Source organism: Amycolatopsis sp. WQ 127309 (genome assembly GCF_023023025.1).
In the GTDB taxonomy this organism is placed as follows: domain Bacteria; phylum Actinomycetota; class Actinomycetes; order Mycobacteriales; family Pseudonocardiaceae; genus Amycolatopsis.
Map to the genome: position 1 here is coordinate 1,166,314 of NZ_CP095481.1, position 24,128 is coordinate 1,190,441.

Here is a 24,128-nt window from a genome sequence, read left to right on the forward strand (position 1 = left end):
CGGTGGTGGACCGGCGGGCTCGGTGGAAGGGGATCGACGCCGAGCCCGCCGGTACGGCTAGGCGGTCGTCCGCCGCAGGTGCAGCACGTAGTAACCCGCGCCGCTGACCAGGAGGACGCCGGCCAGGATCAGGAGCGGGACCCAGCCGGTGTCGTTGCTGGACGGTGCCGGGCCGCCGTCGCCGCGGGGCATCACCGAGCCCGTGGCGCCGTAACCGCCGGCCTCGCCGTCGCGGTCGTAGGCCGAGCCGGGGAGCTTGTCCGCGTACTTCGCCCCGACCGCCCGCTGGTAGTCGGCGACGCTCAGCGCGGCGCCGCCGGCGAGCGGCGTGACGCGGCCGTCGCCGACCGCGTACCAGGCGTCGACCTGCGGTTCGTGCAGCAGCTGGGCGCCGGCGGGCAGCTTGCGGGCGAACGACGTCTCGACGTCGCCCGAGGCGATGTTGCCGACCTGCCAGGCGCCGTCGTCGCCGCGGACCGACCAGAGCGTCGCGGTCCGGCCGTCGGAAGCCTGGACGGGCACGGCGAAGTAGGAGAACGCGCCCGGCGCCGCACCCGGCGTGCCGACGACGAAGTCCGGGGACAGGTCGTAGACCGGGTAGGCGTCCGGCGCGATCCGCACCGAGACCGGCGTGGCCGACGCGCCGGGCGCCTGGGCGAAGAACCGGACCAGGGTGTCCTGGAGCCCGGGCGCGGCGGCCGCGCTCCGGGCCGCCGCGGCGTCGGCGCTGCTGGTGCCGGCGGCCTGGGCCGCGCCTGACACCGGTGCCGTCATCAGCAGCGCCGCGCCGGTCAGTACGGCGAGCACCAGCGCCCGCCTGCTCATCGGGTGATCCCCGTGAGCGTGTGCGTCCAGGTGAAGGACGAGTTCTGCGTGTAGTACCCGTAGGTCGACCAGTTGTAGCGCTTGGCCGGCCCCGGATCACCCCAGTACACCCAGTCGCCGCTGGTGTCGTAGCCGTAGAGGACGTGCGTGTGGCCGCCACCTGAGCGGTAGCCGACCCGGGTCTCGACCGGCCGGTTCGCGGCGGTCTGCGTCCGGATCGAGGCGTAGGGGATGCGGCTGTCGAGGTAGCGGCCGGGCGAGGTGAACCCGAGCCGGGCGAAGGCGCGTTGCGGGTCGGCGAGCGTGCCCGGCAGGTTCGCGCAGTCGGTCCCTGTCGTGTCGTGCGCCAGCTGGCAGAAGCGCGCCTGGCTGACGGTGACGCCGTGGTAGGCCGCGATGGTGTTGCCCGACGCCGCCCAGCACCACTGGGTCCGCTGCTGCGCCTGCATCGAGATCTGGTTCCGGACGCTCGACGGCGCGCCGGACGCGGCGGCGGTGGCCGGCACGACCAGGCACAGCGCCAGGCTCACCGCCAGTGCGGTGTGGACTCTGCTCGACTTCACCAGCACGGACGGCCTCCTGCTCGAACGTGGGCGAACCAGCGGTGGTCACCACGGTGAACAACGCCATCACCCGGAGCAAGAACGCCATCTGGAGGAACGGACCGTTCCGGGGGGTAGCCGGAACGCGGAACAGTCACCATCACGTGGCCAACCACCCTGAACGGGGGTCGGCACGCCCACTCTACGCTGCTAACGTGAACGTTCCGCGGTGTTCACGCCCAGCGCACACACTGGTCGGGTGAAGGGACGAGCGGTGGCACAAGACGGGAACCTTCCACTGATCATCGATGGCGCCCGGGCGACCCGGGCATCGGTCGCCGAACTGCCGAAAGAGCTGACCGAAGCGCTCCGGACCGGCGAATTCCACCATGCCTTGAGACTCGCGATCGCCTACCGCGGCCTCTCGCTCGCCCGGTTGCGCGCGCACCTCGCGCTGCGCGGGGTCCAAATCGGACAGTCGACGCTGAGTTACTGGCAACGCGGGTTGCGTCAGCCCGAGGTACCCAAGGCGCTGCCGGCGGTCCGGGCCCTGGAATCGGTCCTCCAGCTGCCCGCGGACGCCCTCGTGGTGCTGATCGGCCCGCGACTGGTCCGCCGCGGCCACCAGCCGGCGGCGTCGTTCCACGACCTCCGTTCCGGTGACATGGGATCGATCGTCGAGGACCTGCTCGCCGAGCTCGGCGCGTACCCGTCGTCGAACCACTACAACGGCGACCTCGAACTGCTGTCGGTCCACGACACGATCACGTTCGACGCCGAGCACCGCCAGGTCAGCCTCCGCACCCGCCTGGTGACGCGAGCGCGCCGGCACGGCCCGGACCGCTACCTGACGGTGTACAACGGCGATCCGGGCTGCCGGATCGACGACGTCGAGCTGATCACGGACGAGGGCTGCCGGGTCGGCCGGATGCGCCGCAACCCGGACGCGGACACGATGGCGACGGAGCTGCTGTTCGACCGCAAGCTCGCCGAGGGCGACATCCACGTGTTCTGCTTCGAGGTCCGCGACGACTCGGGTTCGGCGTCGCCGGGCTACTACCGGATGCTGCGCGACCGCTGCGCGAGCTACCTGGTCCAGCTGAGGTTCGACCGCAACGCCCTCCCGGCCCGCTGCACCCGCCAGGTCCGCGCCCGCGACGACGCCCTGCCGGTGGTGGCGGAGGAACTGGCGTGCGACATGGGCGGCGTGAGCAGCGCGTTCTTCAACGACGCGGGTCCGGGTTTGGCCGGGGTCGCGGTGGAGTGGAACTGATTGGCGCAACGCCCCGCTGAATTGATCGGAATGTGATTACCCTGCGAGTGCACGATTTCACTCGAATGGGTGAAGAGTGTGTTTGAGCACAACAACTCCGGGACGGGTCCCGGGATCGGCGTTTAAGGTATTGCCTTCCAGTCGGGGGAGACTGGACGGCAAGGAGAAAAGTGCCAGAAAACCTCTCCACCACACTCGGCGCACTGGTGGAAGCACAGGTCACCGACACCGGAAGAGCGCCGTCGCCGGTTCTGGTCCTCGAAGGAACCGGCGGCTCCGGCCGTTCCACGGCGTTGCGGAAAACGCTGGAGGAATACCGGGAAAAGACGCCGACAGCACTGGTTCAACCGCACGACAACGGCGAACCCGCGGATTCCGCTGTGCGCGGCGTCCTCACCGCCGTAATGCTCGGTCTCACCCCGGGAATCCGCGGTTACGACGTCAAGTTCCCGCGCACGGTGATCGCGCAGATCGTCCTCAGCGAAGACTTCTCCGGGCTGACCGCGGCCGCGGCGCTGAGCCGGCTGAAGGTGGTGCTGGCCGCGTACAGCGAGCCCGCCGCGGTGACCAAGTTCGTCGTCGGCCTGGTGGCCGCCGGTGGAGAGCTGGCCGCGAACCAGGCCGCCCCACCCGTCGCCGCGGTCACCTCCGCGATCGCGAAGCAGGTGGCCGCGGGCGTCCTGGCGGCCCTGCGCAAGCGGGCCTGGCAACGGCAGATCGACTGGGACGGCCTCGTGGCCTGGTTCGGCCACCAGGACAAGGGCTTCCGCTACAACGCCGCCCAGATCCTGATCGACCTCAGCAACCGGGCCCGCAGTGACCGTGCCGACCTGCGCGAAGGAGTGACCGACCTGCTGGTCGCGGCCCTGCTCGCGGACCTGCGGCACAGCTGGGAATCGGCCCGCGGCACCGCACCGAACGCGCTCGTGCTCATCGACGACGCCGACCTGCCCGGCCCGTCGGCCTTCATCGGCTCGCTGATCCGCGTCCGGGCCGGGCTGGCCGCCACGCGCGCCGGCCTGCCGGACCCGGTGAACGTGGCCGTCGCCTCCGCCGGCGCGCTGGCCGACGTGCTCACCGCGGACACCGGCTGGGCGGGTGGGGCCGACCCGGCCCGGCCGTGGGTGCGGGTGCCGGCCGCCGACCTCGGCGAGGAGGAGGTCTGCCTGCTGGCCCAGAGCTTCGACTGGGGTGGCGGACGCCGGTACGGCTTGATCACCCACCACCTCACCCACGGCCACCCGGAGGGGACGGGCATCGTCCTGCGCGCGCTCGTCGCCGCGCCCGAGCTGGCCGACGACCTCGACGGCCTGCTGCGCCGCCGCGGACCGGGCGACGTCCCGATCGAGCACCGGCTGCTGGAACCGTTCGCCCGCGGCCTGAGCGCGCGCAAGGACGTCGACGAGCCCCAGTTCGAGGCGCTCGTGACCCTGTCGGGCGCCCGTGATCGGCACGAAGCCGAAGGGCTGCTCCCGCTGCTGCCGCACCCGATCGGCATCGGCTCCCCCGTGTTCACGTCACCGACGTTGTGGTCGCCGCCGGGAGCGGACGGCGGCCGCCTGCACCCGCTGGCCCGGTACGTCGGCCTGCGGCTCCTCGCCGCCCGCGACGACCCGGCGACCGGCTGGACGGCGGTGTTCCGGAAGCTGCGGGACCGCGCCGGGCCCGACGACCGGGCCGGCCGGCTGCACCACGAAAGGCTGCTGAGCGGCAAGGAGGTCGTGGCCAAGGAGCTGGCCGGCCTCCTGCGGGAGCTGCGGGCCGCGGACTGGCTGACCCTGCTCGACGAGGTCACCGCCACCCCGGACCCCCGGGAACGGGACTTCGCGGCCGTCTGCGGTCCGAAGCAGCCCGCGACCCCGGTGGACCACATCGTCGTGCTGCTCGGCGTGTTCCCCGCACTCCACGACCCGTGCCTCACCTCCGCGTGGAACCGCACGACCCTGCAGACCCTCGCCTCGCACAGCCTCACCCACCTGGCCGGGTACGGCGACGAGCGGCCGCCGTTCCTCATGTGGCCCCGGCGCTGACCACCCCACCTCCCGGAAGGACCCCACCTTGCCCTCGCGCTACCGCTGGGTGGTCGTGCCCCGTGCCGACCGCTTCCCGAAACTGTGGATCGACTGGCTCCGGCTCGGGCTCGTGGTCCTGCTGGCCGTCACCGCCACCGGCGTCGTCGTCTTCCGGCAGGACCTCGGCCGGCTGGCCACCTGCAACGACGGCTGGCCCGGTACCGCCGCCTGGTCCGCCGCCGGCGAGTGCGTCGGGTTGTCCGACGGCTCGTACGCCTTCGGCCTCGACCGGTTCGCCCCGGTGCTGCAGACGATCGACCACCAGAACGACGCGGCCGCCGACAGCTGCGACCCGGACGGCACGCCGGTCACCGTCGGCGTGCTGGTGACCATGTCCGACCGCTACACGGGCGGCCGCGCGGTGCACGAGCTCGAAGGCATGGCGGCGGGGCAGCGCCACGCCAACGGCACCGGCTGCGTGCACCCGATGCGGCTGGTGGTCGCGAACATCGGCGCGTACGGCCCCGACAGCGAAGGACTCGACGTCGCCCAAGCGCTCGCCGACCGGCCGGACGTCGTCGCGGTCGTCGGGATGGGCCTGAGCCAGGAACAGGCGGCCCGGACCGCGGACCTGTTCGCCGGCGCGAAGATCCCGATGGTGTCCGACGTGATCACCGCGGAGGGCTTCGACCAGACCGGCTCGCGCGAGGACCAGCCGCAGTTCGACTCGTGCGACCCGGACATCACCTACCAGCGCGGGATCGGGCGGGACTACTTCTACCGCGTCGCTTACCGCAACCGGGTGCAGATCGACCGGCTCGCCGCCGTCGTGACCGCGCGGCCGGACTTCGTCATGGTGCCCACCGGCGGTTCCGACCCGTACACCTGCACCGCGCTGCCGATGGTGCAGCGCCGGTTCGGCGGCGACGTCACCGAGGTGAAGTTCGACGCCGACGAGTCCAGCACGGTGCTGCAGACGGCGAAGCGGATCTGCGGCACGGCCAAGGACGTCACCGTCGTGTACATCGCCCGCGGCAGCGACCTGGCCCGGCTCCTGTTCAGCCTCGACGAGGCGTTCGGCAGCGGCCAGTGCGCGGCGACGTCGGTGGCCGTGGTGAGCACCTCGGACGGCCAGCGGCTCCGCGCGGTCGAGGACAACCCGATGCTGGAGGACCTGCGGGTCCGCGCCCTGCGGTCGGCGAGCTTCGCCGCCGGCCGGGTGCGCCTGCTCACGACGCTCGTCTCGGGCGCCGACAAGAAGCGCCCGGACAACCCCGGGTTCGCCGATCTGGAGGAGTCGTTCACCGCCGCCGGGTTCGACCTGGCGGACATCGACGACGGCTGGGCGGTCAACGCCTACGACTCGACGGTCACGGTGTCCGAAGCGCTGCGCACCCTCCCGGCCGCGAAACCGGTCCAGCGCAGCCAGGTGAACACGGCGATCAGCGGCTTCTCCGCGGCGGGCCAAGCGGTCCGCGGCGCGGGCGGCATGATCACGTTCGACAACAGCGGCAACCGGGCCGACGCCGGCCCGCCCGTGGTCCGGGTCTGCCCCCTGCCACCGGCGACCGGATCCCGCCCGGCCCGCACGACAAGCGTGCCGGCGGGCCCGGGAGACCCGGCGACCTGCTGACCGGGCCGCCGGGGACGCGCCGCCGGTTTCCCGCCGGCGGGACACGAGCTACGCGGGTCCGCCGCTCACAGCACCTCGAACCCGTTGGCCTTGGCTGCCTCCGCCTGGCGGTCGTCCCGGGTCACGAAGGTCACCGGCGCGCCGCCGGTCAGTTCCGCCGTGTCGTGCATCGCGACCGCGATGTGGATCGCGCCGAGCGTGGACACCGGGCTCCCGATCACCGTCCGTCGAGCCGCGGCGAAGACACGCGGATTCAGCGGGACGACTCCCAGCACCGTCCGCGAATCCTCGTCGAACCGGTGGAGGAGATCTGTCATGCCGGGCTTGGCCGCGGTGATCGCGTCGGCCAGTTCCAGCCGGGTGAGTTCGCTGGTCAGGACGAAGTGCCCGCCATCGAGGAGCAGTTCTCGCAGCTCAGCGTGGCCGGGCTCGTCGGCGAGATAGGCCGCGAACAAGGCGGTCGGGTCAGCGTAGAAGATCGTCACCGTTCACCCCTGTTCCAGCGGATCGGACCCCAGCCGCGCGAGAGCTCCTCCAGCTTGTCGTGCCCCGGCGCCTCGCCCTCCGGCTCGAAGGCGAGCAGCTTGCCTTCGGCGATGAGGCGATCGCGTCGTTCCAGCGGGCTTTCCCCCTGCGCCACCACGACCCGCAGGGCCTCGGTGACCAGGTCGTTCATGCTGCGCCCCTCGGCTTCGGCTCTCGCCTTCAGCCGAGCGTGCAGCTCGTCGTCGATCCGGGTGATCAGCTGCTTCACCCCACCATGATAGCGCGCCACCCATTCGTGCTATCACTGTTCGAGCCACGTAACAGAAAGGCCGCCCCGGACACGTCCGGGGCGGCCTGACCTGCGAAAAGGCTCAGTAGCGGTAGTGGTCCGCCTTGAACGGGCCTTCGACGTCGACGTCGATGTACTCGGCCTGCTCCTTGGTGAGCTTGGTCAGCTCGCCGCCGAGCGCGTCGAGGTGGATCTTCGCGACCTTCTCGTCGAGCTTCTTGGGGAGGCGGAAGACCTCCTTGTCGTACTCCTCGTGCTTGGTGAACAGCTCGACCTGCGCGATCACCTGGTTGGAGAAGCTGTTCGACATCACGAACGACGGGTGGCCGGTCGCGTTGCCCAGGTTGAGCAGGCGACCCTCGGACAGCACGATGATCGTGTTGCCGTTCGGGAAGATCCACTCGTCGACCTGCGGCTTGATGGTGATCCGCCGGATGCCCGGGTAGCGCTGCAGGCCCGCCATGTCGAGCTCGTTGTCGAAGTGGCCGATGTTGCCCAGGATCGCCTGGTGCTTCATCTTGGCCATGTCCTCGACCAGCACGACGTCCTTGTTGCCGGTCGTCGTGATCACGATGTCGGCGTTGGGCAGCGCGTTCTTCAGCGTCTGGACCTGGTAGCCGTCCATCGCCGCCTGCAGCGCGCAGATCGGGTCGATCTCGGTGACGATCACGCGGGCACCCTGGCCGCGCAGCGACTCCGCCGCGCCCTTGCCGACGTCGCCGTAACCGCAGACGACCGCGACCTTGCCGCCGATGAGGACGTCGGTGCCGCGGTTGATGCCGTCGATCAGCGAGTGGCGGATGCCGTAGCGGTTGTCGAACTTCGACTTCGTCACGGCGTCGTTGACGTTGATCGCCGGGAACAGCAGCTCACCGGCCGCGGCCAGCTGGTACAGCCGCAGCACGCCGGTGGTGGTCTCCTCGGTGACGCCGCGGATGCCCTCGCCGATCTTCGTCCACTTGCCGGTGTCCGAAGCGACCGACGCCTTCAGCAGCTCGAGGAACACGCGGAACTCGTCCGAGGTGTTCTCGTCCGGGGCCGGCACGACACCCGACTTCTCGAACTCGGTGCCCTTGTGGACGAGCATGGTGGCGTCGCCACCGTCGTCGAGGATCATGTTGGGACCCTCGCCGTCCCAGGTGAGCATCCGCTCGGTGCACCACCAGTACTCCTCGAGCGACTCGCCCTTCCAGGCGAAGACCGGGACGCCCTTGGGCTCCTCGGCCGTGCCGTTCGGGCCGAGGACGACGGCGGCGGCCGCGTGGTCCTGCGTCGAGAAGATGTTGCAGGACGCCCAGCGCACCTCGGCACCCAGCGACACCAGCGTCTCGATGAGCACGGCGGTCTGGACGGTCATGTGCAGGGAACCGGAGACCCGCGCCCCGCGCAGGGGGTAGACCTCCGCGTACTCGCGCCGCAGCGCCATCAGTCCGGGCATCTCGTGCTCGGCGAGGCGGATCTCCTTGCGGCCGAACTCGGCGGCATCGAGGTCGGCGACGGCGAACTCGATGCCGTTGCGGGTCTCGTGCCGCTTGGCAACGCTTTCGGGGGTCATAGTGGCGATTCCTCCAAGACTCGATGACTACCGAACACTACCGTTGTCCGCTCGACCTTCCCTAGAAAGCGATTCGCAGCAGCTCAGGAGGCCTTCACCGTGCCCATGCCCGGCCCGGACACCCGCGTCGTCGAAATCCGCGTCGCCGGCCTCGTGGGCACCAGCGGCGAGACCCTGCTCGACGCGGTCGCGACCGTCGACGTCGCCGGCGACGGGCTGGGCCGCGTGATCCGCCCGGCGGACCGGCTGCGACGACCGGCGCCGGGACCGGTGCTGCCGGCACTGGGCCGGTCGATCCCGCGGACCCTCGAGGGCTACCTTTGGCACGGCATGACGTCGGGGGGCGCCGCGAAGGCGACCTGGGCCCTGCTGTTCCCGTTCTCCCTGGCCAACGTCGCGTTCTGGATGCTGCCGGCGGTCCCGCCCGGCCGCCGCCTCCCCCGCCTGCTCGGCGCGGTGTGCCGCGGCCTGCTGCGCGTCGCGGCCCTGCTGCTCACCATGCTGCTGATGGGCCAGCTCGCGGCGATCGCGCTCGACCTGTTCGCCGCGCAGTGCCTGGCCCCCGGCTCGGGCTGCCTGCCCGCGATCCCGGACGACCTCCGCACGCTGCCCGCGCGGATCGTGGTCGGCGTCCTCCCGCTGCTCGTGGTGATCTTCGTGCTGCACCGGATCTCGTCGGCGAGCTGGGCGGTGCACGCCGAGAGCGACCGCGTCGAAGGCCCGCTGCGGATGCGCACCGGCTCCGGGACGCCGGCGCTGCGCGGGCTGCACACCGTCGCCGCGCTCGCGTCGGTCGCGCTGCTGCTGCTCGGCGGGCCGTTCCGGGTGCCGGGGGCCGTCTTCGACCTGGTCGTCTGGATCGCCACGCTGGCGCTGGTGCTCGCCGCCGTCGTCGCCGCGGCGATCGGCACGGACACGGGCCGGATCGCCCGCCGCGGCCTGATCGGATTCGCCGTGCTGCTGGTCGTCGCCGCGGCGGTGCGGCTGCGCCCCGGCCCGGGCCGGCTGCCGGGCACCAACGGCGTCGTCGAGGGTCTCGGCGCGGCGCTGGTCGCGGTCACCGTGCTGTTCGCGCTGTTCCTGGCGCCGGCCGCGCTGCTGGCCCGGCCCACCTGGAAGCACAAGCCGCGCCGGCTGCGGCCGTGGGCGGGCGGCTGGGCGGCCGCGCCGGTGCTCGCGCTCGCCGGGCTGCTCGGCGGCGGGTTCGGCGCCGGGCTCGCGGAAGCCGTCCGACGCCTTTCCGGGGCCGGCCTCCTGCAGGTACCCGACACGTACTTGCTGGTCACGGTCCTGTGGGGCGCCGGGCTGGCGCTCGCGGCGGTGCTGTCCCTGCTGGGTTTCGCGGTCGCCGTCCCGGTGCGCCGGCTGCGGCGGGGCATCCCGGCGATCGTCGGGCTGATGGAGCACGACGCCCAGCAGGAGGCCCAGGCCGCGGCGGCGTGGGCGCGGTCGGCGTGGGAACGGCGGCACCTGCACCACCTGGCCCTCACCGTGGCGTCCGCGATGTCGGCGGGCGGCGCGGCGCTGCTGGTGCTGCGGTTCGGGTTCGGCCTGGTCCCCGGCTGGTTCGGGCCGCTGTCGGCGATCGGCGTCGTCGCGCTCGGCGCGCTGGCGGCGGGGCTGCTGCGCGTCGTCTACACGGCCGCGCGCACCCCGCAGCGCAGCCGGCACCTCGGCGCGCTCGCCGACCTCGTCTGCTTCTGGCCGCGGGCGGCGCACCCGACCGTGCCACCGTGCTACGCGCTGAAGGTCGTCCCCGAACTGGCCGCGCGCGTGCGCGAGCACCTCAAGGAGCCGGGGACGCGGGTGGTGCTGTCCGGCTACAACCTCGGCAGCCTGCTCACGGTGATGGCCGCCGCGCGGCTCGCGGCGGAGCTGCCGGAGACCGACCGCGAACGCGTCGGCGTGCTGACCGCCGGGTCACCGCTGCAGTGGGGCTACCAGCGGGCGTTCCCCGCGTTGCTGCCGCAGGAGTCGCTGGAGCAGCTCTTCGAAAGCCTCGACGGCCGGTGGCGGGCGTTGTGCCGCGGCACGGACATCTTCGGCGGCGGCGTGACGACGTGGCGGCACGAGGTCTCCGACCGGAAGCTGTACGGCGTCGGCTTCCTGGCCGAAGGCGGCTGCGGCCCGTTGAAGGCGAAGGCCGACGAGAACGGCGTCCTCATCCTGGGCGGCGACCACTGGCTGCCAGACCCGCTGCGCGGCCCGACCGGCCGGCACCGCTGGGCGCCGGGGGTGCTCAGGCACCAGGACTACGTCGTCGACGCGGAGTGGGACCACGCCGTCGCGATGGCGGCCGGGCTCGGCAAACCGAACGGCGGCGTACAGGGGCTGCTCTTCCCGGACTTCCCCGGAAAGCCGTGAAGGCCCCCTTCCCGGCATCTTGAGCCGGTAAGGGGGCCTTCGCGGAACTTTCGGGCTAGTTCAGCTTCACTCGGAAGCCTTGCGGCGGAACTTCAGCAGCGCGAGCAGGCCGCCACCGCCGAGGATCAGCAGCGCGGCGATCCACACGAGCCACATGTTGTCGAAACCGGTGTTGGCCAGGCCGCCGCCGGTGCCGGACTCGTTGCCCGCGGGCACGACGGCCGGAGCGGTCGAGCTGGTCGGCGAGACCGAGGTGTCCGAGGTCGCCGGGGCGCTCGGCTTCGTGGACTCGGTCGGCTTGGTGGGCCGGGTCGGGGCCGTGGTGGTCTCGGTCGGCTTGGTGACGGTCTTGGTGCCACAGAGGTACCACTTGTCGATGCCGGCCTGGTGGCCGTTGCGGCTGAACGGCGCGCGCAGGTCGGTCCACGGCGCGTTCTTGTCCAGGCCGCGGGCGCCCGGGGTGTAGTCGTTGAAGCCGTCGTCGCCACCGATGACGACGATGCGCTTGACCGTGACGCCTTCGTTGACCTTGGTGATGGCCAGGCGGTTGTTCGTGATCTTGGCGACGACGTCGCCCTGGCCGAGGTCGGTGCCCTCGGCGCACGGCGTGGCCTTGCCGGGCGTCGGGTGCGGGCGGTTGTCGTCACTGTGGCAGGCCAGCGCGGAACCGGCGGTGCCGATGAGGGCGGCGGCGGTGAGCGCGATGATCGCGGCCGAGCCGCGGAGGGTACGACTACGCATTCAGAACTCCTGTGCCAGGCGGGGGGACACCTTGGAAAAATTGTGATCGCGGCACCACTGAGCGTGAAATCACACTGCTGTAACTCACCCGTCAGTGGCACACGAAGGATCGAAAGGTATCGCACGTCACTCGGCTCACTACACGGGGTCCCCTTTCGGGCACCAAAAGCAAGATCGTCTCGTGACGTCCGTTCTGCCCCGGTCCGCAAAAAACCCCGCCGACCTGCGGAAAGCAGGTCGGCGGGGCGCACCACGAAAGAGTGGGTGAATCAGCTCCCGGAGGGCTTGGCCGGCGATTCGACGCCTTCGACACCGTCGGCCTGACGCTTGCCGAGCAACGAGTGCCGGCGGCTGTAGGCGAAGTAGATGACCACGCCGATCACCATCCACACGATGAACCGCAGCCAGGTCAGCACGGTCAGGTTCAGCATCAGCCAGAGGCAGGCCAGGATGGCCAGGATCGGGATGAGCGGCACCAGCGGCACCTTGAACGCCCGCGGCAGGTCCGGGCGCGTCCGGCGCAGGATCAGGACGCCCGCCGACACCAGCACGAACGCGAAGAGCGTGCCGACGTTGACCATCTCCTCCAGCTTGTCCGCCGGGAAGAACGTCGCCGCGAGGGCGACCAGGCCGCCGACGATGATCGTCGCGCGCTTCGGCGTCCCGTGCCCGCCGGTCTTCGCCAGGCTGCGTGGCATCAGGCCGTCGCGGGACATGGCGTAGATGATCCGGACCTGGCCGAGCATCAGCACCATGACGACGGTGGTCAGGCCGGCCAGCGCGCCGAAGGAGATGAGGTTGGCCGCCCAGTCGACGCCGTTGGCGGAGAACGCCGTGGCGAGCGTCTTGTGGCTGCCGTCGCCGGCCGAGGTGGCCAGGTCCTTGTAGGACGTCATGCCGACGACCACGAGCGAGACCGCGACGTAGAGCACGGTGACGATGATCAGCGAGCCGAAGATGCCGCGCGGCACGGACTTCTGCGGGTTCTTCGTCTCCTCGGCGGTGGTCGCCACGATATCGAACCCGATGAACGCGAAGAACACCAGCGAGGCGCCGGCCAGCAGGCCGAAGACGCCGTACGAGCTGCTCGCGCCGCCCGCGATCAGCGAGAAGAGCGACTGGTCGACGCCGGTCTCGCCCGCACCGCCGGTCGAGCCCGGCGGGATGTACGGCGTGTAGTTGGCGCCCTTGATGTAGAAGATGCCGAGGATGATCACGAACAGCACCACGGCGACCTTGATGCCGGTGATCACCATCGAGACCCGCGAGGACAGCTTGGTGCCGACGGCCAGCAGCGTCGTCAGGATCGCCACGACGACCAGCGCGCCCCAGTCGACCGTGACGCTGCCGATGTCGAACGTCGTCTTGGCGCCCTTGCCGAACAGGTAGCTCAGCACGGTTTCGAGGTACACCGACCAGCCCTTGGACACCGCGGCGGCGCCGACGGCGAGCTCCAGGATCAGGTCCCAGCCGATGATCCACGCCATGAACTCGCCGAACGTGGCGTAGGAGAACGTGTACGCGCTGCCCGCGACCGGCACGGTCGAGGCGAACTCGGCGTAGCAGAGCGCCGCCAGCGCGCACGCGATCGCGGCGAACACGAACGCGAGCGAGACCGACGGGCCGGCGTAGTCACCGGCCGCGCGCGCCGTGAGCGTGAAGATGCCCGCGCCGATGACGACGGCGACACCGAAGACCGTGAGGTCCCAGGCGCTCAGGTTCCGCCGGAGCTTGGTGTCCGGTTCGTCGGTGTCCGAAATGGACTGCTCGATGGATTTGGTGCGCCACAATCCCGTTCCGGGCACGGTTGACCTCCTGCGGCTGGCCTGGGTGTTTCGCAGTAGGTCACCCTAACGGGTCACGCCGTGGTCGGCTCGCTGAAAGCGCTACCTCGCGAGGCTGCGGTCCAGGTCCGGCTCGAGGTAGATGAGCTTCGCGACCGGCACCTTCGAACGCACGCGCGCCTCGGCGTCGTCGATGGCGGTGGCCACCTCGGCGGTGTCGAGGCCGGGCACCAGCGCGAGCTTCGCCGCGACGAGCAGCTCGTCCGGCCCGAGGTACTGGGTGCGGATGTGGATGACGCGCTCGACCTTGCCCGCGGCCAGCTCGTCGACGATCGTCGCGAGGACCCCGGGGTTGGCGCCTTCGCCGATGAGCAGGCTCTTCATCTCGACGATCAGGATGATCGCGATGACGCCGAGCAGCAGGCCGATGGCGAGGGTGCCGACGCCGTCCCAGACCGGGTTGCCGGTGACCACCGAAAGCCCGACGCCGAGCAGCGCGAGGACGAGACCGAGCAGCGCGCCGGCGTCCTCCAGCAGGACGACCGGCAGCTCCGGCTCCTTGGCCTGGCGGATGAAGCCCCACCAGCTGACGTCACCCTTGATCTTCTTCGACTCGCCGACGGCGGTGTAGAAGCTGTAGCCCTCGAGACCCACCGCGACGAGCAGGATGATCACCGCGACGATCGGCGACGACAGCGGCTCCGGCTCGCCGATCTTGTGGATGCCCTCGTAGATCGCGAAGGCCGAGCCGAGGGTGAAGAGCAGCAGCGCGACGATGAAGGAGTAGAAGTACCGGTCGCGGCCGTAGCCGAAGGGGTGATCCTTGTCCGCCGCGCGCTTCGACGTCTTCTGGCCGAGCAGCAGCAGGCCCTGGTTCGTGGTGTCGGCCAGCGAGTGCACCGACTCGGCCAGCATCGACGACGACCCGGTGACGAGGAAGCCCACGAACTTCGCGGCCGCGATCCCGGCATTGGCTCCCAGCGCGGCGAGGATCGCCTTGGTTCCGCCTCCAGCTGACACGACCGCTCCCCGGGTAGGTCCTGAATGTCCGGGTGGAGCGTAATAGGCGAGCCGCCGGAGGGTCCCCACCGGCCGTGATTTCACTCAGGCGATGGCGGCGGCCGGGGGTGCGCGGCCCGGCGGATGCCGTCGGGGCCGGAGCCTGGACGGCTCCCTGTCCCGGGCAGCATCGCGCCCGATTCTGTCGGTGTCCTCCGCTACCGTGGCCCTCCCTGCTCGCCCGTCCAGGAAGGTGACATGGCGTACTTCGCCGTGCTCGGTGCGCTCGCGATCGAAAGCCCGCCGGGCCAGTGGCCGGTGCTGCGCGGAGCCCGGCAGCGCACGCTGCTGGCCGTGCTGCTGCTGAACGCCAACCAGCACGTCCACGTCGACGTGCTGGTCGAAGCGCTGTGGCCCGAGCGGCCGCCGAAGTCGTACGCCTCGAACCTGCACACCTACCTCTCGCGGCTGCGCGAGCGGATCGACGGCCTGCGCGTCGAGCACGGGCCGCTCGGGTACCGGCTGCGGGCCGAGCCGCACGAGCTGGACCTGCTGGCGTTCCGGGCGGCCGCTGCCGAGGGGAAGCGGGCCGGGGACGCCGTCGCCGCGTCGAAGCACTACCGGCGGGCGCTCGCGCAGTGGCGGGGGCCGGTGCTGGCCGGGCTGCCCGTGCCGCGGCTCGAGGCCGACGTCGCGCGGCTGGAGTCCGAACGGCTCGCCGTCTTCGAGGACTGCGTCGACGCCGAGCTGACCGCCGGGCGGCACGGCGAGCTGACCGGCGAGCTGCAGGCGATGATCACCGAGCACCCGCTGCGCGAACGGCTGGCCGCGCAGCTGATGACCGCGCTGCACCGGGCCGGCCGGCAGGGCGATTCGCTCGAGATCTACCGGCGGCTGCGGACCACGCTGATCGAGGAGCTGGGCGTCGAACCGGGCGCCGAAGCCCGCCGGGTGCACGCGGCCGTGCTGCGCGGCGAGGATCCGGTGCCGCGGCTGCCCGCCCCGGTCTGGCCGGTGTGCCAGCTGCCGCCGGACGTCGCGGACTTCACCGGCCGCGACGCCGAACTCGCGGAACTCACCGGAGTGCTGGGCAGCGGTGACGGCGTTCCCGTCGCGGTGCTGAGCGGCGAGCCGGGCGCGGGCAAGAGCACCCTGGCCGTGCGCGCCGCCCACCGGCTGCGGGCGCGGTTCCCGGACGGCCAGCTGTACGTCCCGTCCGGCCCGCGTGACCTCGGTGACGTCCTGGCCGACCTGCTGCGCGCGCTCGGCGTCACCGGCCCGGCCATCCCGGACGACGTCCGCGCCCGCGCGGCGGTGTTCCGCGGCCGGCTCACCGACCGCCGGGTGCTGGTGGTGCTCGACGACGCCACCGACCCCGAGCACGTCCGGACGCTGCTGCCGGGCACGCCGGGCTGCGCCGTCCTGGTGACGAGCCGGCGCCGGCTCAGCGGCCTGGCCGGCGCGCACCGGCTGCCGCTCGGGCCGCTGCCGGACGCCGACGCGATGAGCCTGCTGACCCGGCTCGCGGGCGGCCGCGTGGCGCGGGAGCCCGCCGACGCCGCGCGCATCATCGCGGCCTGCGACCACCTGCCGCTGGCGCTGCGGATCGCGGGCAGCAGACTGGCCATCCGCCCGCACCTGCGGCTCGCCGAGCTGGCCGACCGGCTCGAGGACGAGGTCCGCCGGCTCGACGAGCTGACGGTCAGCGACCTGGGCGTCCGCGGCAGCATCGCGCTCAGCTACGACGGCCTCCGCCCGCTCACGCGGCGCGCGTTCCGGCTGATCGGCCGCTGCACCAACCTCGACCTGCCCGCCTGGGCGGTCACCGCGCTGATCGACGACCCGGGGGCCGACGAAGCCGTCGAAGAGCTCGTCGAGGCCAGCCTGCTGGAGTCCGGCGGCCCGGACGAGACCGGCGAAGGCCGTTACCGCTTGCACGACCTCGTGCGCCTCTACGCGACAGAGCTCGACGCCCCGGACGGCGGCGGCCTGCGCACGGTGCTGGCGGCCACGCTCGCCCTGGCCGACACAGCGGCGGCGCGGCTGCCGCGCACCGTGCCGATGCCGGCGCTGGCCCGGGAAGCACCCCCGCAGCCGTTGCCACCCGAGCTCGTCGAGCGGCTGCTGGCCCGGCCGGAACGCTGGTTCGCCGCCGAACGCGCAAACCTCCTGCTGCTGGTCGGCACGCTGTGCGGGCTGGGCCGCCGGCACGACGCGCTGCTCCTGCTCGACCGCCTCAGCGGGTACCTGTACCTGCAGGGGCACTACGCCGACATGCGCGCGGGGTACGAGACGGTGCTGGCGGCCGCGGGCGAAGACCGCCCGCTGGCGGCGATCGCCGAGGCCAACCTGACGCTGCTGCGCCACGCCCGCGGCCAGTACGAGGACGCCGCGGCGGGCTACCGCGAATGCGCGAAGAAGCTGGAGGAGCACGGTGATCGCCGCACCCACGCCTGGGTGTCGGCCAACCTGGCGCACTGCCTGATCGGGCTGGGCCGTGCGGAAGAGGCCTTGCACACCGCCGCGCACGCACGCGAACTGTTCACTGTGGACGGTGACGCGGCCGAACTGAGCTGGGTCCGAGCCGCGGAGTCGGCCGCCTTGCACCGCCTGGGCCGGGTCGTCGACGCCCTGGCCGTCGACGAGGAAACTGTTGCGCTGGCCCGAAAATCCGCCGAGCCACGAGAGCTGGGAATCGCCCTGCACGGCGTCGCGTGGTCGCTGCTTCTCAGCGGACGGCCCGCTGAAGCCGCATCGGCAATCACGGAATCGGTGACGCTGCTGCGGACAACACCGGCCCGATCGTCGCTCGCGAAGTCCCTGCGCACGCTGGGAGCGATCGAAGCGTCCCGAGGCGAGCGACGACGGTCGGTAGAGGCCTTCGAGGCGGCTCGCGACCTGGCCCGGGAGCTGGACGAACGGCCACGCGAGCTGTCGTGCACCCGAGCAATCGCGGCAAGCTGGATCGGCGAAGGCCTTGCGCCCCAAGCGATCCCGGTGCTGCAAGCGTGCCTGGACGAGTTCCGCGAGATGGGCGGCCGCCCCGCAACGAGCCTCACATGGCTGGTCCTGCACCGCGCCTACGAGGCGACGGGCGACAAGCCAGCGGCGGCAGAAGCAGCCACAGAGGCGGCAGCATTGACCGAACCACGCGACGCAAGCGCAGCAACCCTCCGGCGGGCTTTGCTGGCACTCACCGAGCCAGTCTGACGGACGAGTCGGCGCCGGACCCGCAAGCCGCAGCCGCAGCCGCAGAGCCTTCGGCTCTGCGGGACTTTCGCACCAGCGGAGCTTTACGCCCAGCGGAGCTTTCGCGCCCACGAGCTTTCATGCCCAACGGAACTTCACACCCACGAGCTCTCACGCCCTGCGGAGCTTTCGTACCGTGGGGACTTTCACATGGTGCTGCGGAGCCTTTGCACCCGTGAGGACTTCACGTGCTGCGGAGCCTTCACACGCGGCGGCTTTCGCGCCTACTGGACTTTCACAGGCCTGCGGAGCTTTCACCCCGCTGCGGAAGGGCCGAAGCGGGGTGGTGTCGCCCCCTCGCGACACCACCCCCGCCGGGCAACCGCAGGCACGCCTCCCCGCGTGACCACGCCCACCCGCACGACACCAGGGCAAGGCCCCCCGGCGACACTTAGCGGCGCCATCCGAGCCGGGCAACCGCAGCCTCACCTCCCCGCACGACTGACACACGGCACGACACCACTCAGCCGAGCCCGCCGCCACTCAGCGGAACCGAACAACGCCCGCCTCAGCCGACAACCTCAGCCTTGTCTACCCGCGCCGCGCTGGGCCTCACAGCACCACCCGGCCCCGCGCCACCGCAGCCGCACCTCCCCGTGCGACTTGGGCCCTCGCGACACCACTCGACCTGGCAACCCGCGGCCGCGGTTCCCCATGCCCCGCAACCTGCAGCCGTACCTCCCCGCACGACCCGCAGCCTTCACCACCCCTGCAACCCCGCGGCCGCACGTCCCCGCGCGCCCCGCACTCCCTTGCAGCACCATCCGACCCGGCAAGCCGCAGCCACGCCGCCTCCCCACGCGACCCGCACTCCCCGCCGGTCTCCCGACCTCAGCCACGCCTCCCCACGCGACCCGCCCCCCGCCGGTCTCCCGACCTCAGCCACGCCTCCCCACGCGACCCGCCCCCTGCTGGCCTCCCGACCGCAGCCACGCCTCCCCGCGCGACCACGCCCCCGCCAGAACGCAAGACCCCGCTCACCGACGCCGGGCAACCGACCGGCGTCACCCCCAGCAGCGTCCGAGACCTCCCGCTCCCTCCCCGGAAATCGACAGCACGAGGCTCCAGGACCACCCCTACAACCGATACTGGCGAACCCCGCCACACGGAACGCACACAGAACGCACGCCCCACCCCGCACACGAAAAAGCCACCAGGACCACGGGATCCTGGTGGCTTTCCGGCGAAATCAGTCCTCGCAGTTTCCCGCCGTCGCGCGGAACAGCTGGGCGCCCGTCCCGTCGAGCGGTCGGATCCGCACCGGTGGGTCCGCAGCCGGCAGCCAGACCGACTGGCCTCGGCGCAGCTCCACCTTCTCGCCGTCGTCCGCTGTCACCAGGAGGTCACCTGCCGTGCACAGCAGGATCTGCGGGCCGATGCTGTCGACCGTCAGCTCGTCGTCCTGACCCGGAGACCACTCGACGCGCGACAGCTCGAACTCCGGCGCGTCCGTGCGGTAGACCGCCAGGCGGTCGGCGCCGTCGCCGCATTGGACCGGCATCTCGCCGCAGGCGAAGTCGACCACCCGCAGCAGCTCCGGGACGTCCACGTGCTTCGGCGTCAAACCGCAGCGGAGGATGTTGTCCGAGTTCGCCAGGATCTCCACGGCCGTGCCGTGCAGGTACAGGTGCAGGTTGCCGGCCGGCAGGTAGATCGCCTCGCCGGCGCGCAGCGTCAGGCGGTTCAGCAGCAACGCCGCCAGCACGCCCGCGTCCCGCGGGTGCGTCTCGCCCAGCTCCAGGATCGTCCGGCACTCGGCCGTGAACTCGCCGTGCTCCCTGAGGTGCCGGACGCACGCGTCGAGCACCTCCGGCAGCAGCGCGTCGAGCGACGACTGCGGCAGCGTGATCCACGTCGTGAACAGCGCCCGCAGGCCCGACGGGTCCGGCTGCGCCTCGAGCAGGCCGGTGTACTTCGCCAGCCCCGGCGTCTCGATCGCCTTCAGCAGCTTGACCGTGCGCCCCGGCTCGCGGAACCCGGCCAGCGCGTGGAACTCCGTCAGCGCGCAGACCAGCTCCGGCTTCGCCGTCGGGTCCGGGTAGTTGCGGTTCGGCGCGTCCCGCGGGATGCCCAGCCTCTCCTCGCGGGCGTGCCCCTCCGCGGCCTGCGCCGCCGACGGGTGCGCCTGCATCGACAGCGGCTCCTCCGCGGCGAGGATCTTCAGCAGGAACGGCAGCCGCCCGCCCCACCGCGTCGCGCAGCGCTCGCCGAGCTGGTTCAGCGGGTCGGCTTCGACCAGCTCCAGCAGGTTCCGCTCGGTCCCGTCGGGACCGATGACGTGCGACGGGTCACCCGGGTGGGCACCCATCCACAGCTCGGCCTCGGGGTGCGGCGCGGGGATCGGGCGGCCCAGCAGCTCGGGGATCGCCGTCCGCGATCCCCAGGCGTAGGGCCGCACCGCGTTGCGCAGCAGCTCCACTGTCACCTCAACTCCACTCCTTCGGCACCGGCCGGGGCCGGTGCTCGGCGGGTCTCACGCCGTCACGGGCTCGAAGCGGCCCGCGCCGCCGATGCTGCCCGCCGCCAGCCCGAGATAGACCGCCGCCAGTTCGAACCGCAGCGCCAGCACCGCGGCCCGCACGATTTCGTCCGCCTCGAACTCCTCGGCCGGGGCGATGACGTCCGCACCCGGCAGCAGATCCTCGGCTTGGAAGCGCGCCGCGTCCGTGGCCGGACCGGTTCGCACCGAGAGGAGCAGCACCCGGGTGGGGATGTCACCTGATGGATCGTCCGGATCGGCGAAGATGTCACGCTCCGCGCCACTCGATTGCGCCGCCCGCCGCAACGCGGGGCGCGCCAGCGCCTGACGGAAATCCTCGACGTCACAGACGGTAGCAGCGTGGGCCGCGAACGCGTGCGCAGCGTGTTCGCCGACGGCGACGGCGACCGGGTCCAGCCCCCACAGGAGCGGCACGCGGTCGGCGACCCGCAGCGCGAGCGCCTTGGCCGGGTTCGCGAACGAGTCGCGGGCCAGGTAGTCCTTCTCGGCTTCCAGGTCGAGCTGGTCGGCCAGCACCTGGACGTCGGCGACCAGCAGGCCCAGCGCGTTCGCCGTGAGCAGCCCGGCGGCCAGGCCGCGCGGGAACGCCAGCTCCGGCGGCACCGGGATCCGCGGCGCCAGCAGCACGCCCTTGCCCGCGACGGCGGCGGCCACCGGGCCTTCCGCCGGCGCGGAGAGCACCACCGACGCGCCGAAGCGCGCGGCCCGCTCCAGCGAGGCGGCGAGTTCGCGGTCACCCGGGTCGTCGGTGTGCGCGAAGACGACGTCGAGCGCGCCGATCCAGCTCGGCACCACCTCGGCGACGACCACCGGCACCGGGCACGACGGCGCCAGCAGCGCCGCCAGCAGCCGCGTGAGCGTGCGGCTGACGCCCGGCCGGTCGATCAGCACGACGGCGCGCGGCCGGCCCACGTCGAGCCGCTCGGCCAGGTCCAGTTCGGCCGCGAGCTCGGTGGTCGCCCGCACCTGGGCGCCCGCCATCGCGGCGGCGCGGAGCAACCCCGCGCTGTCGGCTTCGGCCAGGCGCGCGGGGTCGTCGAGCAGCGAGTCGTCAAGCACCGTCGGCATCGGACGCTTCGCTTTCAGCGGGGCCACCGGTCGCTTCATCGAGCAGCAGCACCGGGATCCCGTCACGGACCGGGTACACCCGGCCGCACTCGGTACAGGTCAGGGCGTCGGCCTCCGGGTCGCCCGGCGTCCCGGGACGCAGCGGGGCGTGATCGGGCGACGGGCACGCCAGGATCTCGAGGAGCTGGACGTCGAGCGTGAGGGCCATGGTTCCTCCATACCACGCGATGAGGTGGGGTGAAGAGCACAGTTTCGGACACAGTTCGGTCCTGACGGCTCTTCACCCCCGGGACGGGATCAGCTGCGGATGATCGCGAGGACGTCTTCCACCAGGGCCTGCACCGCCTCGGCGTTGGCGGCCTCGACGTTCAGCCGGAGCAGCGGCTCGGTGTTCGACGGGCGGAGGTTGAACCACGCGCCGCCCGGCAGCTGCACGGTGAGGCCGTCCAGCTCGTCGATCTCGACGCCGGACTTGACGCCGAACGCGTCCTTCACGGCCATCATCCTGGCGACCTGGTCGTCGACCGTGGAGTTGATCTCACCCGACGCCGCGTAGCGCGAGTACGCGCTGGTCAGGTCGGACAGCGGGCCGTCCTGCTCGCCGAGCGCGGCGAGCACGTGCAGCGCCGCCAGCATGCCGGTGTCGGCGCGCCAGAAGTCGCGGAAGTAGTAGTGCGCCGAGTGCTCGCCGCCGAAGATCGCGCCGGTGCGGGCCATCTCGGCCTTGATGAACGAGTGCCCGACCCGGGTGCGGACCGGCTTGCCGCCGTGCTCGGCGACGATCTCCGGCACGCCCTTGGACGTGATCAGGTTGTGGATGATCGTGCCGCCCGGGTCCTTCGCCAGCTCGCGCACGGCGACCAGCGCCGTGATCGCGCTCGGCGAAACCGGCTCGCCGCGCTCGTCGACGATGAAGCAGCGGTCGGCGTCGCCGTCGAAGGCCACACCGGCGTCCGCGCCGACCTCGCGCACCTTCGCCTGCAGGTCGACGATGTTCGCCGGGTCCAGCGGGTTGGCCTCGTGGTTCGGGAAGCTGCCGTCGAGCTCGAAGTACATCGGCACGACGTCGATCGGCAGGCCGTCGAAGACGGTCGGGACGGTGTGCCCGCCCATGCCGTTGCCGGCGTCGACCACGATCTTCAGCGGCCGGTTGCCGGACAGGTCGACGAGGTTGCGCAGGTAGGCGGCGTAGTCGGCGAGGACGTCCCGCTCCGACACGGTGCCGCGCTGGCCCTCGAAGCCGGGCACGCCCTGCTCGACGGTGTCCCGGATCTCGGCGAGCCCGGTGTCCTGGCCGACCGGCGACGCGCCGGCGCGGCACATCTTGATGCCGTTGTACTTGGCCGGGTTGTGGCTGGCGGTGAACATCGCGCCCGGCAGGTTCAGCGAACCCGACGCGAAGTACAGCTGGTCGGTGCTCGCCAGGCCGATGCTGACGACGTCGAGGCCCTGCGAGGTGACACCCTCGGCGAAGGCCGCGGACAGCCCCGGCGACGAGTCGCGCATGTCGTAGCCGATCACCACCGCGGGGGCCTCGGGCTTGATGAGCAGCGCGAACGCGGCACCGAAGTCGCGGACGAGGTCCGCGTCGAGCTGCTCGCCGACCACGCCGCGAATGTCGTAGGCCTTCACGATGCCCGAAAGGTCTGGCACGCCGTCTCCCCGCGAATAGTCGTCCCGGCGCCCGCTGCGCCGCGCGGAAAGCCTACCGGCGCCGGAGGTGGGTTACGCGCTCAGGCGCGGCCGGGCAGGACCCGGAGGTGGCCGCGGCGCCCGGAGGGGCCCTCGGGCTCGGTGACCGGCGGCGCGGGCTTGTCGGACCGGCCGGCCTCGCGTACGGCCTCGGCCAGCGCGGTCAGCTCGTCGGCCGACGGGTCCGGAGCGGCGAAAGCGCCTTCGTGCCGGACGACTTCCCAGCCCTTGGGGACGGTCAGCCGCAGCGCGTGGGCTTCGCAGAGGTCGTACGAGTGGGGCTCGGAGGCGGTGGCCAGCGGGCCGACGACGGCGGTGGAGTCGCTGTAGGCATACGTCAGCGTGGCCACAGCCGGCTCGAGACAGCCGGTACGCGAACACTTCCGTACGCTCCGCACGATCGGAAACGATAGCGCGTCGCCGCAAGGACGTAGGAGCGACACGCGCTGAGACGCGCCGACCGCATAGACTTCCGGGGTGGCGACGGCTCGTGACTACCGACAACGGCGGCGCCTGCGACGGGACCGGCACGGCCGGGGCCTGCGCGGGACGCTCTATCCCGCGACCCTGCCCGCCGCCGCGAGCCGCGCGGAGCGGTTCGACGCGCTGGTGCTCGACGCGCTGGAGCCGATCGAAGCGCGCTGGCGCCACGAGCTGACGAAGCTGGACGTGGCGGTCGACGACGTGCCCGAGGTCCGCGAGAACGGCCACGCCCCCGCGGACGGAATCCTGCACGACGGCGCGGTGCCGCTGTCGCGGCTGGTCCCGGCGGGGGTGGACCGCACGGGGATGCCGACGCGGGCGCGGATCGTGCTGTACCGGCGGCCGCTGGAGGCGCGCGCGAAGGACCCGTCGGAGCTGGCCGAGCTGGTGCACGACGTGCTGGTGGAGCAGGTGGCGGGGTACCTCGGCGTGGAACCGGACGTCATCGAAGGCGAGTAGGCCGGGCCTGCTCGTGGTTCGGCCGCGCGAACGGGCCAGTCGTGCTTGTTCGGGTACGAACGGGACGGTCGTGCCTGTGGTTCGGCTGCGCGAACGGGCCAGTCGCGCCCATCTCGGCACGAACGGGCCAGTCGCGCTCACCTCACCGCGCCGCACGAACGGGCCAGTCGTGCT

19 protein-coding genes are annotated in these 24,128 nt (G+C 72.0%); 6 read left to right on the plus strand and 13 right to left on the minus strand.

Annotated elements, in window-relative coordinates:
* Nucleotides 1–57: 57 nt before the first annotated feature.
* Both MUY22_RS04900 and MUY22_RS04905 read right to left on the minus strand, forming a co-directional pair.
* Nucleotides 58–825 (minus strand): hypothetical protein, encoded by a 768-nt coding sequence (locus MUY22_RS04900; protein WP_247057501.1) that lies wholly within the window; start codon nt 823–825, stop codon nt 58–60.
* A complete protein-coding gene (locus MUY22_RS04905) occupies nt 822–1,394 on the minus strand; it encodes a papain-like cysteine protease family protein (RefSeq protein WP_247057504.1) in 573 nt (190 codons plus the stop codon). Before MUY22_RS04905 ends, MUY22_RS04900 begins: the two co-directional genes overlap by 4 nt.
* Nucleotides 1,395–1,641: 247 nt before the next feature.
* On the opposite strand from MUY22_RS04905, the gene MUY22_RS04910 reads away from it, so the two are divergent.
* The 3 genes from MUY22_RS04910 to MUY22_RS04920 all read left to right on the plus strand — a co-directional run bounded on the left by MUY22_RS04910 (nt 1,642) and on the right by MUY22_RS04920 (nt 6,285).
* Nucleotides 1,642–2,640 carry a hypothetical protein gene (locus MUY22_RS04910; protein ID WP_247057506.1) on the plus strand — a complete coding sequence of 333 codons (999 nt, stop codon included), beginning with the start codon at nt 1,642–1,644 and terminating at the stop codon, nt 2,638–2,640.
* 170 nt (nt 2,641–2,810) lie between these two features.
* Nucleotides 2,811–4,670 (plus strand): hypothetical protein, encoded by a 1,860-nt coding sequence (locus MUY22_RS04915; RefSeq protein WP_247057508.1) that lies wholly within the window; start codon nt 2,811–2,813, stop codon nt 4,668–4,670.
* Nucleotides 4,671–4,698: 28 nt separating this feature from the next.
* Nucleotides 4,699–6,285: an ABC transporter substrate-binding protein gene (locus MUY22_RS04920; protein ID WP_247057510.1), complete on the plus strand. Its 1,587-nt coding sequence runs from the start codon at nt 4,699–4,701 to the stop codon at nt 6,283–6,285.
* 65 nt (nt 6,286–6,350) lie between these two features.
* Here the strand turns inward: MUY22_RS04920 and MUY22_RS04925 are convergent, their stop codons facing one another.
* From MUY22_RS04925 to ahcY, 3 genes are all read right to left on the minus strand, one after another.
* Nucleotides 6,351–6,770 carry a type II toxin-antitoxin system VapC family toxin gene (locus MUY22_RS04925; protein WP_247057512.1) on the minus strand — a complete coding sequence of 140 codons (420 nt, stop codon included), beginning with the start codon at nt 6,768–6,770 and terminating at the stop codon, nt 6,351–6,353.
* On the minus strand, nt 6,767–7,039 hold the full coding sequence (locus MUY22_RS04930) for a toxin-antitoxin system HicB family antitoxin (RefSeq protein ID WP_247057514.1): 273 nt from the start codon (nt 7,037–7,039) through the stop codon (nt 6,767–6,769). Before MUY22_RS04930 ends, MUY22_RS04925 begins: the two co-directional genes overlap by 4 nt.
* Before the next feature lie 103 nt (nt 7,040–7,142).
* Nucleotides 7,143–8,615 (minus strand): adenosylhomocysteinase, encoded by a 1,473-nt coding sequence (gene ahcY / locus MUY22_RS04935; RefSeq protein ID WP_247057517.1) that lies wholly within the window; start codon nt 8,613–8,615, stop codon nt 7,143–7,145.
* Between the two features lie 105 nt (nt 8,616–8,720).
* Between ahcY and MUY22_RS04940 the strand changes: the two genes are divergently transcribed.
* Nucleotides 8,721–10,979: a hypothetical protein gene (locus MUY22_RS04940; RefSeq protein ID WP_247063644.1), complete on the plus strand. Its 2,259-nt coding sequence runs from the start codon at nt 8,721–8,723 to the stop codon at nt 10,977–10,979.
* A gap of 66 nt (nt 10,980–11,045) precedes the next feature.
* Here MUY22_RS04940 and MUY22_RS04945 read toward each other — a convergent pair whose 3' ends face one another.
* The 3 genes from MUY22_RS04945 to MUY22_RS04955 all read right to left on the minus strand — a co-directional run bounded on the left by MUY22_RS04945 (nt 11,046) and on the right by MUY22_RS04955 (nt 14,524).
* Nucleotides 11,046–11,720 carry an LPXTG cell wall anchor domain-containing protein gene (locus tag MUY22_RS04945; protein ID WP_247057519.1) on the minus strand — a complete coding sequence of 225 codons (675 nt, stop codon included), beginning with the start codon at nt 11,718–11,720 and terminating at the stop codon, nt 11,046–11,048.
* A 269-nt stretch (nt 11,721–11,989) separates the two neighbouring features.
* Nucleotides 11,990–13,525, minus strand: a complete 1,536-nt coding sequence (locus tag MUY22_RS04950) for an amino acid permease (protein WP_247057521.1) — start codon at nt 13,523–13,525, stop codon at nt 11,990–11,992.
* 81 nt (nt 13,526–13,606) lie between these two features.
* Nucleotides 13,607–14,524: a cation diffusion facilitator family transporter gene (locus tag MUY22_RS04955; RefSeq protein WP_247057523.1), complete on the minus strand. Its 918-nt coding sequence runs from the start codon at nt 14,522–14,524 to the stop codon at nt 13,607–13,609.
* Between the two features lie 237 nt (nt 14,525–14,761).
* Here MUY22_RS04955 and MUY22_RS04960 point away from each other — a divergent pair, with 237 nt between their 5' ends.
* A complete protein-coding gene (locus MUY22_RS04960; protein ID WP_247057525.1) occupies nt 14,762–17,713 on the plus strand; it encodes a BTAD domain-containing putative transcriptional regulator in 2,952 nt (983 codons plus the stop codon).
* A 1,228-nt stretch (nt 17,714–18,941) separates the two neighbouring features.
* Here the strand turns inward: MUY22_RS04960 and manA are convergent.
* The 5 genes from manA to MUY22_RS04985 form a co-directional block, all read right to left on the minus strand.
* Nucleotides 18,942–20,171 (minus strand): mannose-6-phosphate isomerase, class I, encoded by a 1,230-nt coding sequence (gene manA / locus MUY22_RS04965; protein ID WP_247063646.1) that lies wholly within the window; start codon nt 20,169–20,171, stop codon nt 18,942–18,944.
* 54 nt (nt 20,172–20,225) lie between these two features.
* Entirely contained in the window at nt 20,226–21,320 is a 1,095-nt protein-coding gene (locus MUY22_RS04970; protein ID WP_247057526.1) for a hypothetical protein, read from the minus strand.
* Nucleotides 21,304–21,528, minus strand: coding sequence for a Trm112 family protein (locus MUY22_RS04975; protein WP_247057529.1), 225 nt, complete (start codon nt 21,526–21,528; stop codon nt 21,304–21,306). The genes MUY22_RS04970 and MUY22_RS04975 overlap by 17 nt, the downstream gene beginning before the upstream one ends.
* Nucleotides 21,529–21,617: 89 nt before the next feature.
* Nucleotides 21,618–22,973, minus strand: a complete 1,356-nt coding sequence (locus MUY22_RS04980; RefSeq protein ID WP_247057531.1) for a phosphomannomutase/phosphoglucomutase — start codon at nt 22,971–22,973, stop codon at nt 21,618–21,620.
* 80 nt (nt 22,974–23,053) lie between these two features.
* The gene (locus tag MUY22_RS04985) at nt 23,054–23,410 is read right to left on the minus strand and encodes a DUF3499 domain-containing protein (protein WP_247057533.1); all 357 of its coding nucleotides are present in this window, start codon (nt 23,408–23,410) and stop codon (nt 23,054–23,056) included.
* Nucleotides 23,411–23,489: 79 nt separating this feature from the next.
* Here MUY22_RS04985 and MUY22_RS04990 point away from each other — a divergent pair, with 79 nt between their 5' ends.
* The gene (locus MUY22_RS04990) at nt 23,490–23,954 is read left to right on the plus strand and encodes a metallopeptidase family protein (protein WP_247057535.1); all 465 of its coding nucleotides are present in this window, start codon (nt 23,490–23,492) and stop codon (nt 23,952–23,954) included.
* Nucleotides 23,955–24,128 lie beyond the last annotated feature (174 nt).